Origin of the sequence: Erythrobacter donghaensis (genome assembly GCF_002155425.1) — a bacterium.
Lineage (GTDB): Bacteria > Pseudomonadota > Alphaproteobacteria > Sphingomonadales > Sphingomonadaceae > Erythrobacter > Erythrobacter donghaensis.
The window spans coordinates 21,977-36,116 of record NZ_MUYG01000008.1 but is presented as its reverse complement, the minus strand read 5'-3'; the positions used below and the strand labels follow the sequence as shown (position 1 = coordinate 36,116).

Here is a 14,140-nt window from a genome sequence, read left to right as displayed (position 1 = left end):
AATCGGCGCAGCCCGATTCGCCCCCTTGGCTCGCCCCGTCGCCTAATACCGCTCGCCTTGCCGCTACGGCGACGCGGGCCCTCACAATTGCCTCTTTTCCGCGTCCGCCGGGCATGACAAAGCGTATGTCAAAGCACAAACGGCCATCTGGAGAGAGCGACCATGAACCTCGAATTCACCCCCGAAGAGCAGGCCTTCCGCGAGGAAGTGCGCACCTTCATCGCCGAGAACTATCCCAAGCACCTCGCCGATTTTGGCATGCGCGAGGACATGGTGCGCGAAGACTTCCTCGCCTGGCACAAGGTGCTGGGCCAGAAGGGCTGGTCCGTGCCCGCATGGCCAGTGGAATACGGCGGCACCGGCTGGACCCCGACCCAGCGCTATATCTGGTCGGAAGAGAACGCCCGCGTGAACGCGCTGATGCCGCTGCCCTTCGGCGTGTCGATGGTCGGCCCGGTGATCTACACCTTCGGCAACGAAGAGCAGAAGGCGCGGCACTTGCCGGGCATCCGCAGCGGCGAAGTGTGGTGGTGTCAGGGCTACTCGGAGCCGGGCGCGGGTTCCGACCTTGCCAGCCTCAAGACCACCGCGGTGCGTGACGGCGACCACTACGTCATCAACGGCCAGAAGACCTGGACGACGCTGGCACAGCACGCCGACTGGGGCTTCTTCCTGTGCCGCACCGATCCCACCGCCAAGGCGCAGGAAGGCATCAGCTTCATCCTTATCGACATGAAGACGCCGGGCGTGGAAGTGAAGCCGATCAAGCTGCTCGACGGCGGCTACGAGGTCAACGAGACCTGGCTCACTGACGTGCGCGTGCCGGTCGAAAACCTTGTCGGGGTCGAGAACAAGGGCTGGACCTATGCCAAGTTCCTGCTCGCCCACGAACGCTCGGGCATTGCCGGCGTCGCCCGCTCCAAGCGCGGCGTGGAAAAGCTGCGCGAGATCGCCACGCACGAGACGCTGGACGGCGCGCCGCTGATCAAGGACTTCGATTTCGCCAAGAAGGTGAGCCAGCTCGAAATCGATCTGGCCGCGCTCGAGATCACCGAACTGCGCACGCTGGCGGGCGAGCAGGCGGGCAAGGGGCCGGGGCCGGAAAGCTCGATCCTCAAGATCAAGGGCACCGAGATCCAGCAGCGCCTCACCGAGCTGACGCTGGAAGCGGTCGGCACATACTCTGCGCCGTACATGGGCGGGGTGTCGAACGACAACGGGTCGAACGAGCACCCGGTCGGCCCGGACTATGCGGCCCATGCTGCGGCGACCTATTTCAACATGCGCAAGACCAGCATCTATGGCGGATCGAACGAGATCCAGCGCAACATCATCACCAAGATGATCCTCGGCCTCTAAGCGGCTGACGACGGGAGAGAATTCGTGGATTTCAATTTCACCGAAGAACAAGGCATGGTGCGCGACGGCCTTTCGCGGCTGGTGCGTGAGCAATACGGGTTTGAGCAGCGCCGCAAGGCGATCGCGTCGAGCGAAGGCTGGCGGCCCGAAGTGTGGGCGCAGCTGGCCGAGCTCGGCATTCTCGGGATGCCCTTCTCCGAAGCCGACGGCGGCTTCGGCGGCGGCGCGGTCGATGCGATGGTCATCATGGAAGAGTTCGGCAAGGGCCTCGTGATCGAGCCCTTCCTGCCCACCGTGGTCTGCGCGGGCGGCTTCCTCAAGCACGGCGGCACCGCGGCGCAGAAGGAAGAGCATATCGGCGGGATCGTGGCGGGCAGCTGCGTCTTCGCCTTTGCCTATGCCGAGCCCAAGGGCCGCTATGACTATGCCGACCTCGAAACCACCGCCAAGAAGGACGGTGCGGGCTATGTGCTCAATGGCCACAAGGCGGTCGTGATCGGCGCGCCTTGGGCGAGCCACCTGATCGTCACCGCCCGCACCGGCGGAGAGCGGCGGGATCGTTCGGGCGTCTCGGTCTTTGTGCTGGCCAAGGACACCGCTGGGGTCACAACCCGCGATTATGTGACGGTCGATGGCCGCCGCGCCTCGGAAGTCTATTTCGAGAACGTGTCGGTCCCTGCCGAAGCGCTGATCGGTGCCGAGGGCGAGGGGCTGGCGCTGATCGAGCTCGTGACCGACGAAGCCATCGCCGCGCTGTGCGCCGAGGCCTGCGGGGCGATGAAGGTCGCCCATGCGATGACGGTGGAATACAGCCGCCAGCGCAAGCAGTTCGGCGTGCCGATTGGCTCCTTCCAAGTGCTCCAGCACCGCATGGTCGACATGTACACCGCTTACGAGCAGGCCGTCTCGCTCACCTATCTCGCGACGCTGCGCCTCGGCTCGGACGAGGTCGAGCGCAAGAAGGCGGTCAGCGCGGCGAAGGTCGGCGTCGGGCAGGCCGCGCGCCTGATCGGGCAGGAAGCGGTGCAGATCCACGGCGGCAACGGCGTGACCGACGAATATGCCATCGGCCACTATTTCAAGCGGCTGACGATCTTCGACAGCGAGTTCGGCAATGTCGACCACCACCTGAAGCGCCACGTCGCGCTCAGCTGAGGACGCTTGCCCAAATGCAAAAAGCCCCGCTCCCGGCCAGCCGAGGGCGGGGCTTTTTGCTGCGCGGTGTAACCTTGCGCCGCGCCTGCGCGAACCGCGAGGCATGAGAGCCGATGAAGCCACGCTCGCCCGCTTGATGGCGCTCTCGCAAGCCGGGGACCGGCAGGCCTATGCGACGCTGCTCGAAAGCTGCCAGCGCTGGCTGCGCGGCTATTACAGCCGCCGGATCGCGCCCGCGCAGCTCGACGATCTGGTGCAGGAAACGCTGATCGCGCTCCACACCAAGCGCGCTTCGTGGGACCCGGCGCGGCCATTCCTGCCGTGGCTCGCAGCGATCGCGCGCTATCGCTGGGTCGATCACCTGCGCCGCCTCTACCGCGCCGATGCGCAGGAATTGCACGAGGAGCTGATCGGCACCGACGACGAGCCCGCGATCGCGGCGCGCATCAGCCTCGACCGGCTGCTCGGCCTGCTACCGCCTGCGCAGGAACGGGTGATCGCGCTGGTCAAGATCGAGGGCCTGAGCATCGCCGAAGCCTCCGCCGCGACCGGGCAGAGCGAGGCGCTGGTCAAGGTCAATATTCACCGCGGGCTGAAGAAGCTCGCCCACATGATTGAGAAAGAATGACAATGCCCCGCACCCCCTCCCGCAACTCCGAGGCCCTGATTGCAGAACTGGTCGGCGGGCTTGAGCCCGTGAAGCCGCTGCGCTTCGGGACCGGCATGGCGCTGACGCTGATCGCGGCCGCTGCTGCGACGGTGCTGGTCGTGGCAATGTACGGGCTGCGCGCCGATCTTGCGGCGGGCCGGTTCGATCCGATGCATCTCGTATCGACGGGGCTGTTTCTGGGCCTCGGCCTTGCCGCCAGCTTCGCCGTGATCGTGATGAGCCGTCCGCTGGTGGGCAACGAACATGGCGGATGGCGCTGGGCGGCAGGGATGGCCGGTGCGCTGCCGCTGGCGGCGCTGATTATCGGGCTGAGCCGAGGCGGGGACACGATCCCGCTCCACCTTGCCAATCACGGGGTGCAGTGTTTCACCGTGGGCGCGGCGGCTTCGCTGATCGTGTTCGCCGCGCTGGTCATGTGGCTGCGCCGGGGCGCGCCAACCGCGCCTGACCGGGCGGGGCTGGTCGCCGGGATCGCCGCCGGGGCCTTCGGCACGTTTGCCTTTGCGCTCCACTGCCCGGACAATGATATCGTCCATATCGGGCTGTGGCACAGCGCGCCGGTGTTCGCGATGGCGCTGCTGGGCCGCGCGATCGTGCCCCGGCTGATCCGCTGGTAGAGACGCGTCAGCCGCGGTCTTTGGGTTTCGCCTTGCCCTTGAACGGGCCGCCCGGCTTGCCGGGCCCCTTGGCGAAGTGCTTCGGCTTGGCGTGGGCGCCGCCGGGTGCGGAAGGCTTGGCCTTGAAGTGGCGCTGCGGCGCGGGACCGGCATTGGGCTTGCCACGCCGGGCATTTTCGCGCGCGGCCATGCGCGGCGGCTCTTGCGAGTGCTCGATCGCGATATAGCCGCCGTTCTCCTCGCTGCCTGCCGTTGCGGCGACCGCCTCGGCGAACTTGCCTGCGATGGCGCGCGGGATCTGGAAATAGGTTTCGGCGTGAGCGATGCGGATCGCGCCGATCTCGTTGCGGGTGATGTGCCCGCGGCGGCAGATCAGCGGCATGATCCAGCGCGGATCGGCGTTCTGGCGGCGGCCGATATCCATCCGGAACCAGACCGTGTCTTCGAACCCTTCACGGTGGCGGGCCTTCTGCGCCTCGCGCTGGGCCTCCTGGCTTTGCGCCAGCAGTTCTTCCGGCTCGGGCATCGATGCGCGGTGCGCCTGCACCAGCATCGCCGCGATTTCCTGCGGGCTCTTGGTTTCGAGCAGCTTGTCGGCCAGCTCGCGGTCACCATCGGTCACTTCAACCGGTTGCATCAGCCTGTCGAGCAGCCGCACCCGATCCTGCGCGACGATATCCTCGCGGCTCGGCGCTCCGATCCATTCGGCGTTGATGCGCGCGTGGCGGAGCATCGATTCCACCCGCTTGCGGCGCGGAAAGGGGACGATGAGGACGGCAATGCCCTTCTTGCCCGCGCGCCCGGTGCGGCCCGAACGGTGCTGGAGCGTTTCGGCATCGCGGGGGATCTCCACGTGAACCACAAGGCTGAGACTGGGCAGGTCGATCCCGCGCGCGGCCACATCGGTCGCCACGCACACCCGCGCGCGGCGGTCACGCAGGGCCTGCAAGGCCTGGTTGCGTTCCTGCTGCGAATGCTCGCCCGACAGTGCGACGACGCCGAAGCCGCGCTCCTGCAAGGTTGCGTGGAGGTGGCGGACATTGTCGCGGGTGGCGCAGAACAAAATCGCGGTTTCCGCCTCGTGGAAGCGCAGCAGATTGACCACCGCGTTCTCGATTTCCGAAGGCGAGACGGTGACCGCCTGATAGGCGATATCGCCGTGCCCGCGCTCCGAGCCGCCGGTCTCGATCCGCAGCGAATTGCGCTGATAGCGGCGCGCGAGCGCCTCGATCGGGCGGGGCATGGTGGCCGAGAACATCAGCACGCGGCGTTCATCCGGCGTCGCGTCGAGGATTTCTTCCAGCTCCTCGCGGAAGCCCATGTCGAGCATCTCGTCCGCCTCGTCGAGCACCACGGCAGCGAGCGCCGAAAGGTCGAGCGCGCCGCGTTCGAGGTGATCGCGCAACCGGCCCGGCGTGCCGACGACGATGCTCGCGCCCGCTTGCAGCGCGCGGCGTTCGACCTGCGGGCTCATGCCGCCGACGCAGGTGGCGATGCGCGCGCCTGCCGACTTGTAGAGCCAGTCAAGCTCGCGCGCGACCTGGAGCGCGAGTTCGCGCGTCGGGGCGATCACAAGTGCGAGCGGGCCCGACGCGCGGGCCACGCGGCCATCCTCGCCCAGCACCTGATCGGCAAAGGCGAGGCCGAAGGCGACCGTCTTGCCCGAGCCGGTCTGCGCCGAGACGACGAGATCGCGCCCGTGGGCTTCGGGTTCGAGCACGGCGGACTGCACAGGGGTGAGCGTTTCATAGCCGCGCGCGGTCAGGGCCTCGGCGAGGCCAGCGGGCAGATCGGGAAAGGACATGGAGGCAAGCTTTCAGGAAAAAGGGCCGTTCGCACCAGGCGGACAGGCAAAATCGGGGACGCGCGAAGCGTCAAAGCGGGCCCCATACACGCTTTTGCCGGGTTTGGCTTGCGCTTTCATCGCAAGGGCAGACCTATTCAGTCGGGGCATCTTCCGGCGGGGCAGCGTTGATGAGGTCCATCAGGTTGCGCGCAGCCTCGCGGCTTTCCTCGTCCTTGAAGGCGACATCGAGATCGGGGCCCTCGCCCAGCACCAGCAGCAGGCTCCACAGGGCAAAGCGGTGGCCGGGATCGGCGGTCATGCCGAGATCGACCCGCATCCGCTCGGTCCCGGCAGGTAGCGCCGCCGGTGAGACCTCCGCAAGGTCGCGGGTGCCGAAATAGCGCTGGAGAAGGTCGGCCATGTCCATCGCGGCGGGCCTAGGGGTGGGCGATGCCGGTGGCAAGCGCTCAGGCGGTTTCGCGCACCACCAGCTCGGGCGGCAGGACGAGGCTTTCGGTGGTCTCCCCCGCCAGCCGCCGCAGCAGCAGATCGACCAGCCCGCGCGCGCCGGCGGCAATATCCTGCCGCACGGTGGTGAGCGGCGGCACGGTCTGGCGCGCGATCGGCAAATCGTCGAAGCCGACCAGCCGCACGGTATCGGGCACGGCGATTTCCTGGCGGCGCAATTCGGTCAGGCACAGCGCGGCAAGCGTGTCGGTGGCGGCGAAGATCCCATCGATCTCACCGGCATGGGCGGCAAGGTGGCCTGCGATTTCCTCGCTCGCCCGGTCGGGGGAGAGGTGGGTGGGGAGCGCCAGCACCGGGGGCAGGCCCATGCGCGCGGCGACATCCTGCGCTCCGGCGAGGCGCGCGGCGAATTCGATCGCGGTGGTATCGCCGAGAAAGGCGATCCGCCGCGCACCGGCCGCAATCAGCCGCTCCGCTGCGAGCCTGCCACCGAGCCGGTTGTCGCTGCCCACCACGCAGTGGCGCTGGCCCTCGGCATGGTTGCCCCAGACCACCATCGGCGTGTAGCCGTCGGCGACCTCCTCGATCCGATCGAACTGGTCGGACTGGCCGATCACGATCACCCCGTCGATCATGCCCGAACCGATGAAACGGTCGAGCCAGTCGGCGTCGGTTTCGGGCACCACCCGGCGCAGCATCAGGTCGTATCCGTGGCGCGTCAGCTCGTCGGCGAGGAAGCCTAGCAGGGTCATGAAGAAGCTGTCGGAAATCTGCTGGCGGCTGTCATGCCCCAGCGGGATCACCACGCCGATCACCCCGGTCTTCTGGCGCCTGAGGCCGCTCGCCATCTGGTTGGGGCGGAACCCATGTTCGCGCGCCAGACGTTGAATCTTTTCACGCGTCTGGGTGTTCACGAGGCTCTTGCCCGCCAGCGCGCGGCTGACCGTGCCGGGAGAGACCCCCGCCAGCCGGGCCAGATCGGTGATGTTGCGAACCGTCGCCTTGGTGTCCCGGTCGGGCATGGTGGTTCCTAGTGAAGGGACAGTTCCCGTCCGCGCGGGGCACGATGCCCGGCGTCCACCAGCAGCGTAGCCACAGCGCCCGCCAGCATCAAGACCCCGCCCAGCATCAGCACATGGCGCGGATCGCCGCCCAGCAGCGGACGGTAGATCAGCGGCATGGTGAGCGTCTGGATCAGCATGGGGATCACGATGAAGAGGTTGAAGATCCCCATGTAGATGCCGTTGCGTTCCGGAGGGATGCAGTCAGCGAGCATGACGTAGGTGTTGCCCATCATTCCGGCCCAGCCGATCCCGATCCCGATCATCAGCACGAACAGCGCGATTGGAGTGGAAACGCCCGGTATCAGCAGCATCGCCGCGCCCGAGGCGGCAAGGCACGCCGCGTGGGTGTGGCGCGCGCCGAAGCGGCGCACCACCGGGATCAGCACCAGCGCGCCGAGGAAGGCGATGAAATTGTAGAACGCGCCCGCCTGCTGGGTGGTCAGCGTCGCGTCGCGGAAAGTAGAGCTCGCCGGATCGCTGGTGTCGTAGAGCGAGCGGCCCACCGCGAAGGTGATGTACTGCCAATAGGCGAACATTGCATACCATTGGCACAGCATCGCGCCGGCCAGTTGGCGCATCGGGCGCGGCATGTCGCGGATCGCGTCACCGATTTCGGCGAAGGTGGCGCGCACCGTCAGCGGCTTGGCGGCCAGCTCGGCCTGTTCCTCGGCGGAGAGGGGCAGTTCGCGCACCCGCCACACCGACCACACGATGGTCGAGATCGAGAGGATCGCGCCGATGATGAAAGCCACCCGCACGATCACCGGAATACCGTTGGCGTCGAGCACGTCCTTCGCGACGAAGGCGGTCAGCAGGCTGGGGGCGAGGTAGGACAGCGTCTGGGCAAGGCCGGTGAAGGCGCTCTGAGTCAGAAACCCGGTTGATCGCTGGTCGGGCGCGAGCCGGTCAGCGACATAGGCGCGGTAGGGCTCCATCGTGATGTTGTTGCCCGCATCAAGGATCCACAAGAGGCTCGCGGCCATCCACAGCGCCGAGGAATAAGGCATGGCGAACAGCGAGAGCGTGCAGATCACCGCGCCAATCAGGAAATAGGGTGTGCGGCGGCCGAGACGGGTGTTGGTGCGGTCGCTCATCGCGCCGATGATCGGCTGGATGATGAGGCCGGTCATCGGCCCAGCCAGCCACAAAAGCGGCATCTCCGCCTCGTCCGCGCCGAGAAACCCGTAGATCGGCCCCATATTGGCCTGCTGCAGCCCGAAGCTGAACTGCAGGCCGAAGAAGCCGATATTCATCTCGATGATTCGCAGCAGCGAAAGGCGCGGCTTTTCCGACATATGATCCCTCAATCCCAAAAGCTTTGCTGCATGGTCTATGCCATGCTGTGGCACAGAAGTGACATGTTTCCACGTCATTTGCAAACGTTTGCAAGATTCCTGTTGCAAACGTTTGCAAGTTGGTTAGGCCATAGGTCGTCGCCGCCAAAGAAGCGCGCACCCGAGAGGAGAACAGCCATGAAATTGCGTTATGCGCTTTGCGCCAGTGCAGCCCTGTCCGGCCTGCTGATGACCCCCGCCTTTGCTCAGGACAATGCCACCGGCGATGCCGCCATGGACGAGGCCGAGGGCGAAGAAATCATCGTCACCGCGGTTGCGCGCGGGCAGAACCGGATCGAAAGCTCGGTCTCGGTCAGCACCATCGGCGCCGACACCCTGACCAATCTCAATGCGCCGTCCTCGGCCGATCTTATCCGCCAGATTCCGGGCATCCGCTCCGAAGCATCGGGCGGTGAGGGCAACGCCAATATCGCGGTTCGCGGCATCCCGGTTTCGACCGGCGGTGCGCGCTACATCCAGCTTCAGGAAGATGGCCTGCCGATCCTCGAATTCGGCGACATCATCTTCGGCAACGCCGACAACTTCCTGCGCGCCGACCGCTCGGTTGCCCGCGTCGAAGCGGTGCGCGGCGGCTCGGCCTCGACCTTTGCGTCGAACGCGCCGGGCGCGGTGATCAACTTCATTTCCAAGACCGGCGCGCAGGAAGGCGGCGCGATCCAGGGTTCGGTCGGCCTCGATTTCGAAAGCTACCGGCTCGATTTCGATTACGGCGCACCGCTCGCGGACGATCTCTACTTTCACGTCGGCGGCTTCTACCGCACCGGCGAAGGCCCGCGCGACATCGGCTACAACGGCTATGACGGCGGCCAGATCAAGGCCAATATCACCAAGGAATTCGACGGCGGATACGTGCGCTTCCATGCCAAGTATCTCGACGACAAGACCCCGACGATCCTGCCCCAGCCGGTGCGCGTCACGGGCTCGGGCGGCAATCCCGACTATCAGGCGATCCCCGGTTTCGACCCGCGCACCGATTCGCTCTACAGCCCCTTCCTGACCCCGGCCGTCAGCCTTGACGGGGGCAACAACCCGGCCAGCTACGACTTCCGTGACGGTCTTTCGGTGCAGTCCAAGGCCTTCGGGATCGAGGCCGAGATCGACGTGGGCGGCGGCTGGACGCTGACCAACCGCTTCCGCTTCGCCGACAATTCGGGCAGCTTCCAGTCGCCCTTCCCGGCCGGGGCCGATTCTGCGCAGACCATCGCCAACGGCATCGGCGGCGCAGGCTCGACCATCGAATTCGCCACTGGCCCCAATGCCGGGCAGGTTGCCAACGCGGCCAATATCGGCGGCAATGGCTTGCTCGCCAACATCGTGGTCTTCAACGTCCGCCTCAACAGCCTCGACAACGTCACCAACGATTTCCGCGTGAACAAGGAATTCGATTTCGGCGGCGGCACGGCGAACTTCACCACCGGCTTCTACATGTCGCGCCAGACGGTCGATACCGATTGGCTGTGGACCAGCCATGTGCAGACCGTGGAAGGCAAGGGGCAGGCGGTGCTGGTCGACATCCGCGATGCGGGCGGCGATCTCGTCACCCAGAACGGCACGGTCGGCTACAGCGCCAGCTTCTTCGGCAATTGCTGCCGCCGCAGCTATGATGTCGACTATTCGACCTATGCGCCCTTCGCCTCGGTCTCGCTGGATTTCGACCGCCTGACGATCGACGCCTCGATCCGTTACGACTATGGCGATGCCAGCGGCACGATCACCGGATCGGACAGCGGCTTCGGCGCCGGGATCGCCAGCTTCGACTTCGACAATGACGGGACGATCAGCCCCGCCGAAGCGCAGACCGCCGTGCTCCCGCTTACCAATGCGCGCCCGGTCAATTACGACTTCGACTATTTCAGCTTCTCGCTGGGCGCGAACTATCTGCTCACCGACGATCTGGGGATCTTCGCGCGCTACAGTCAGGGCGGCCGCCACACCGCGGACCGTTCGCTGTTCAGCCCGGCGGTCAGCACCACCGACGGCAGCCTGCCGGGCGGCGATGCCGGGGTGGTCGCACGGGTCGACCAGCTCGAGGCGGGTCTGAAGTATCAATCCGGCGGGCTCGCGCTCTATGCCACCGGCTTCTATGCCGAAACCTCGGAAACCAATGTCGACATCGCCCCGCTGGTGCTGTTCGACACCACTTTCGAGGCCTTCGGGATCGAGCTGGAAGGCAGCTATCGCAGCGGGCCGTTCAGCCTTTCGGCGGGTGCGACCTGGACCGATGCCGAGATCAAGGACGCGCTCAACACGGCCACCATCGGCAACACGCCGCGCCGTCAGGCCGATCTCGTCTATCAAGCGACCGCGCAATACGATGCCGACATGTTCACGCTGGGCGCGAACATCGTGGGCACCACCGAAAGCTTCACGCAGGATAACAATGATCTCGTCCTGCCCGCCTTCGCGCAGGTCAACGCCTTCCTCGCCTTCCGCCCGATCGAGCGGATCGAGGTCGGGCTGAACGCCCAGAACCTGTTCAACGCCACCGGCTATACCGAGGCAGAAGAAGGTTCGATCCCGGGCAACAACATCGTCCGGGCCCGCTCGATCGCCGGGCGCACGGTGCTTGCTTCGGTGCGGTTCGACTTCTGACGAACCGCCGCCGAGGCCCATGGGCTGGCCGCCGCACCTGATCTCCCCCAAGACTTGGGGTGCGTGCGGCCAGCCTGTCTTGTGATGCATGAAGTGGGACAGACTGCCGCCATGACCAGCGCCTGGACAGCCGAACATGTGCGCGCGCTCGGGCCCGCGAGTAGCGACGCGGCGCTGATCCCGCCGGTGGGCGCGCCCGACCGCTCGGGGCTCGATCCGGCGCGCTACTATTGGGACATGTGGCCGGTGCAGTACGCCGCCGGGCAGCGCGTCATGCTGGCGGGCCGCACCATGTGGATGGCGCTCACCGCGCCCGACCGCGGCGATCCGGCGCTGCGGCACTTCGAGGCCAAGATCCACTGGATCGAGCGCGTCGGCGATGGCTGGACCGATTGCGGCCCGGTGCTCCCCGATTTCGCCGTGCCTTACGAGCGCGAGTGGGCCGGCTCGGCGCTGCTCGACGACGGCGTGCTGACGCTGTTCTTCACCGCCGCCGGGACGAGCGCCAAGGCGGGGGGCTACCAGCAGGAGCTGTGGGCCTCGCACGCACGGCTCGGCGCGGATGGCTGGCCCCAGAACTGGTCGCAGCCCGCCCCGCTGGTGACGGGCTACGGCCCGCACTACATGCCCGCCGACGCGCATGAGGGCGAAGCAGGCAAGATCAAGGCCTTCCGCGACCCCGCCTTCTTCCGCGACCCGGCGGATGGCACCGACTACATCGCCTTCACCGCCTCGCTGGCGGGATCGACCAACGCCTTCAACGGCGCCTTCGGCCTCGCCCGCAAGAGTGCGGCGGGCTGGGAACTGGCCGCCCCGCTGCTCCACGCCGAGGGCGTGAACAACGAGCTCGAACGCGCGCATCTGGTGTTTCACGCCGGACGATATTACGCCTTCTGGTCGACGCAGACCGTGACCTTCGCGGAAGGCCTGCGCCACGCACCGGGAGGGCTCTACGGCATGGTCGCAGACAGCATGGCAGGACCGTGGCGGCCATTGAACGGCACCGGACTGGTGCTCGCCAACCCGGCGGACCGGCCGCAGCAGACCTATAGCTGGTATGTCGATGCGAGCCTCACCGTGTGTTCCTTCGTCGATGTGCTGCCGGGCGGCGGCTTTGGCGGGGTGCCCGCGCCGCTGCTCAAACTGACGCTCGATGGCGAGCGCGCGCACCTCGCCGCGCTTGCGCCCGAGCGCGCCGCCTGATGCTCGCGGGCATCGAGGCGGGCGGCACCAAGTTCGTGCTCGCGGTCGGCCCCTCGCCGGACCGTATCCTCGCTCGCCACACGATCCCCACCCGCACGCCCGAGACCACGCTGGCCGAGGCGGCGGAGTGGCTGGCGGGGCAGGGCGGCCTCACCGCGCTCGGCATCGGCAGCTTCGGCCCCGTGGAGCTTGATCGCCGTGCGCCCAAGTGGGGCTTCATCACCAACACCCCCAAGCCCGGCTGGGCGGACTGCGATATCGCCGGCTGGCTCGGCCAGACGCTGGGCGTGCCGGTGGGCTTCGACACCGACGTCAACGCCGCCGCCCTCGCTGAGCACGCCGCAGCGGGCGGAGGCGAGGGGGGCCTTGCCTACCTCACCATCGGCACCGGCATCGGCGGCGGGCTGGTGCTGGATGGCAAGCCCGTCCACGGCATCGCTCACCCCGAGATGGGCCATTTCTTCCCGCGTCGCCACGCGGACGACCGCGACTTTCCCGGCATCTGCCCGGTGCATGGCGACTGCCTCGAAGGGCTCGCCAGCGGCCCCGCCATCGCCGCGCGCTGGGGTGCCTCGCTCTCCGAACTGCCCGCCGATCACCCGGCTCACGCGATCATCGCTGAGACCATCGCGCAGGCCTGCCACACCCTGTTCGCCAGCCTCGCGGTGGGCGAGGTGGTGCTCGGCGGCGGCGTGTCGAACACCCCCAGCCTCGTCGAGCGCATCGCCGCCCGCGCCCGGGAGCTCGACGCGGGCTACCTCCCCGGCGGCGCGCGCCATGCCATCATCCGCCCGCGGCTCGGTGGCGATTCTGGGATCACCGGAGCCCTGATGCTGGCCGAGGCCGCGCTCGAGGCTTGAGTCCGCGCCCCCTCGCAGCGATAGTCGGCCTGTCCGGAGAGAGGGTTGCAGATGTTTCGCTGGCTTGTCGCATGTCTGGCCCTGCTGGGGCTGACCGCACCGCTCCACGCCGAGGCCCCCGTTGTCTTCGAGTATCCGGCGCGGCTGATCGAGTATCAGCAGTTCCCCGCAGCGGGCCTGCCGGACCAACGCCTGACGATCTGGCTGCCCCCCGGCTACGACGGCTCTGAACGTCGCTATCCTGTCCTCTACATGCATGACGGGCACAACCTGTTCGACGTGGCCAAGTCCAACTTCAACAAGATCTGGGCCGCCGATCAGGCGATGCTGGCGGCGATGGCGAGCGGCACGGTCGAACCGCACATCATCGTCGGCATCTGGGCACCGGGAGCGGACCGTTATCGCCAGTATCTCCCCCGCAGCGCCTATGACGCCGCACCGCCGGCGCTCAAGGCGCAGATGGACGCGGCGGCGGGCGGCGAGGTTGTGTCGGACCGCTATCTCGCCTGGCTCACCGGGCCGCTCAAGTCATGGGTCGACACCGCCTTCCGCACCCGGCCGGGGCGCGACGATACCGCCATCGTCGGATCGAGCATGGGTGGGTTGATGAGCTGCTATGCCTTCCTCGAAGCGCCGCAAGTGTTCGGCCGGGCAGGCTGCGTCTCGTCGCACTGGCCAGCGGTCGATCCGCGTAGCGTTGAACGCGAGAGCGAGAGCGTAAAGGCGCTGTGGGACGCATGGTTCGCCGCAAGGTTGGGCGCACCCGACGGGCGGCGGGTGTGGCTGGACCACGGCACCGCGACGCTCGATCAGTTCTATGCGCCCTATCAGCAGGTCGTCGACGCGCGCTTTGCCGCGGCAGGCTGGCAGCGGGGCCGCGACTGGGAGAGCCGGGTCTATGAAGGCGCCGAGCACGAAGAAAACGCCTGGGCCGCGCGCCTGCCGGAGATTTTCGGCTGGCTGCTGAAGAAGTAAAACAAACGCCGTTCGTGCTGAGCGTGTCGAAGCACC

General features: G+C 67.1%; 12 protein-coding genes. 8 read left to right on the top strand and 4 right to left on the bottom strand.

Features of this window, described 5'->3' with window-relative positions:
* Window positions 1-162 precede the first annotated feature (162 nt).
* The 4 genes from BZF59_RS04730 to BZF59_RS04715 all read left to right on the top strand — a co-directional run bounded on the left by BZF59_RS04730 (window position 163) and on the right by BZF59_RS04715 (window position 3,801).
* The gene (locus tag BZF59_RS04730) at window positions 163-1,359 is read left to right on the top strand and encodes an acyl-CoA dehydrogenase family protein (RefSeq protein WP_086607112.1); all 1,197 of its coding nucleotides are present in this window, start codon (window positions 163-165) and stop codon (window positions 1,357-1,359) included.
* Between the two features lie 24 nt (window positions 1,360-1,383).
* Window positions 1,384-2,514 carry an acyl-CoA dehydrogenase family protein gene (locus BZF59_RS04725; RefSeq protein ID WP_086607111.1) on the top strand — a complete coding sequence of 377 codons (1,131 nt, stop codon included), beginning with the start codon at window positions 1,384-1,386 and terminating at the stop codon, window positions 2,512-2,514.
* A 103-nt stretch (window positions 2,515-2,617) separates the two neighbouring features.
* Window positions 2,618-3,142 carry a sigma-70 family RNA polymerase sigma factor gene (locus tag BZF59_RS04720; protein WP_086607110.1) on the top strand — a complete coding sequence of 175 codons (525 nt, stop codon included), beginning with the start codon at window positions 2,618-2,620 and terminating at the stop codon, window positions 3,140-3,142.
* A 2-nt stretch (window positions 3,143-3,144) separates the two neighbouring features.
* The gene (locus tag BZF59_RS04715) at window positions 3,145-3,801 is read left to right on the top strand and encodes an NrsF family protein (RefSeq protein WP_086607109.1); all 657 of its coding nucleotides are present in this window, start codon (window positions 3,145-3,147) and stop codon (window positions 3,799-3,801) included.
* 7 nt (window positions 3,802-3,808) lie between these two features.
* Here the strand turns inward: BZF59_RS04715 and BZF59_RS04710 are convergent, their stop codons facing one another.
* The 4 genes from BZF59_RS04710 to BZF59_RS04695 form a co-directional block, all read right to left on the bottom strand.
* Window positions 3,809-5,605 (bottom strand): DEAD/DEAH box helicase, encoded by a 1,797-nt coding sequence (locus BZF59_RS04710; RefSeq protein ID WP_086607108.1) that lies wholly within the window; start codon window positions 5,603-5,605, stop codon window positions 3,809-3,811.
* A 133-nt stretch (window positions 5,606-5,738) separates the two neighbouring features.
* Window positions 5,739-6,014 carry a hypothetical protein gene (locus BZF59_RS04705; protein ID WP_086607107.1) on the bottom strand — a complete coding sequence of 92 codons (276 nt, stop codon included), beginning with the start codon at window positions 6,012-6,014 and terminating at the stop codon, window positions 5,739-5,741.
* Window positions 6,015-6,054: 40 nt separating this feature from the next.
* The gene (locus BZF59_RS04700; protein WP_086607106.1) at window positions 6,055-7,077 is read right to left on the bottom strand and encodes a LacI family DNA-binding transcriptional regulator; all 1,023 of its coding nucleotides are present in this window, start codon (window positions 7,075-7,077) and stop codon (window positions 6,055-6,057) included.
* Window positions 7,078-7,085: 8 nt separating this feature from the next.
* Window positions 7,086-8,414, bottom strand: a complete 1,329-nt coding sequence (locus BZF59_RS04695; protein ID WP_086607105.1) for an MFS transporter — start codon at window positions 8,412-8,414, stop codon at window positions 7,086-7,088.
* A 177-nt stretch (window positions 8,415-8,591) separates the two neighbouring features.
* On the opposite strand from BZF59_RS04695, the gene BZF59_RS04690 reads away from it, so the two are divergent.
* From BZF59_RS04690 to BZF59_RS04675, 4 genes are all read left to right on the top strand, one after another.
* Window positions 8,592-11,066 (top strand): TonB-dependent receptor domain-containing protein, encoded by a 2,475-nt coding sequence (locus tag BZF59_RS04690; RefSeq protein ID WP_086607104.1) that lies wholly within the window; start codon window positions 8,592-8,594, stop codon window positions 11,064-11,066.
* A 111-nt stretch (window positions 11,067-11,177) separates the two neighbouring features.
* Window positions 11,178-12,269 carry a glycoside hydrolase family 68 protein gene (locus BZF59_RS04685; protein ID WP_086607371.1) on the top strand — a complete coding sequence of 364 codons (1,092 nt, stop codon included), beginning with the start codon at window positions 11,178-11,180 and terminating at the stop codon, window positions 12,267-12,269.
* Window positions 12,269-13,129, top strand: coding sequence for an ROK family protein (locus tag BZF59_RS04680; RefSeq protein WP_086607103.1), 861 nt, complete (start codon window positions 12,269-12,271; stop codon window positions 13,127-13,129). Before BZF59_RS04685 ends, BZF59_RS04680 begins: the two co-directional genes overlap by 1 nt.
* 51 nt (window positions 13,130-13,180) lie before the next feature.
* On the top strand, window positions 13,181-14,104 hold the full coding sequence (locus BZF59_RS04675; protein WP_086607102.1) for an alpha/beta hydrolase: 924 nt from the start codon (window positions 13,181-13,183) through the stop codon (window positions 14,102-14,104).
* Window positions 14,105-14,140 lie beyond the last annotated feature (36 nt).

What these genes read in the sequence shown, in the direction of transcription:
- BZF59_RS04730 (WP_086607112.1), top strand. Translation starts at nt 163, where the DNA reads ATGAACCTCGAATTCACCCCCGAAGAGCAGGCCTTCCGCGAGGAAGTG.
- BZF59_RS04720 (WP_086607110.1), top strand. Translation starts at nt 2,618, where the DNA reads ATGAGAGCCGATGAAGCCACGCTCGCCCGCTTGATGGCGCTCTCGCAA.
- BZF59_RS04715 (WP_086607109.1), top strand. Translation starts at nt 3,145, where the DNA reads ATGCCCCGCACCCCCTCCCGCAACTCCGAGGCCCTGATTGCAGAACTG.
- BZF59_RS04710 (WP_086607108.1), bottom strand. Translation starts at nt 5,605, where the DNA reads ATGTCCTTTCCCGATCTGCCCGCTGGCCTCGCCGAGGCCCTGACCGCG.
- BZF59_RS04705 (WP_086607107.1), bottom strand. Translation starts at nt 6,014, where the DNA reads ATGGACATGGCCGACCTTCTCCAGCGCTATTTCGGCACCCGCGACCTT.
- BZF59_RS04700 (WP_086607106.1), bottom strand. Translation starts at nt 7,077, where the DNA reads ATGCCCGACCGGGACACCAAGGCGACGGTTCGCAACATCACCGATCTG.
- BZF59_RS04695 (WP_086607105.1), bottom strand. Translation starts at nt 8,414, where the DNA reads ATGTCGGAAAAGCCGCGCCTTTCGCTGCTGCGAATCATCGAGATGAAT.
- BZF59_RS04690 (WP_086607104.1), top strand. Translation starts at nt 8,592, where the DNA reads ATGAAATTGCGTTATGCGCTTTGCGCCAGTGCAGCCCTGTCCGGCCTG.
- BZF59_RS04685 (WP_086607371.1), top strand. Translation starts at nt 11,178, where the DNA reads ATGACCAGCGCCTGGACAGCCGAACATGTGCGCGCGCTCGGGCCCGCG.
- BZF59_RS04680 (WP_086607103.1), top strand. Translation starts at nt 12,269, where the DNA reads ATGCTCGCGGGCATCGAGGCGGGCGGCACCAAGTTCGTGCTCGCGGTC.
- BZF59_RS04675 (WP_086607102.1), top strand. Translation starts at nt 13,181, where the DNA reads ATGTTTCGCTGGCTTGTCGCATGTCTGGCCCTGCTGGGGCTGACCGCA.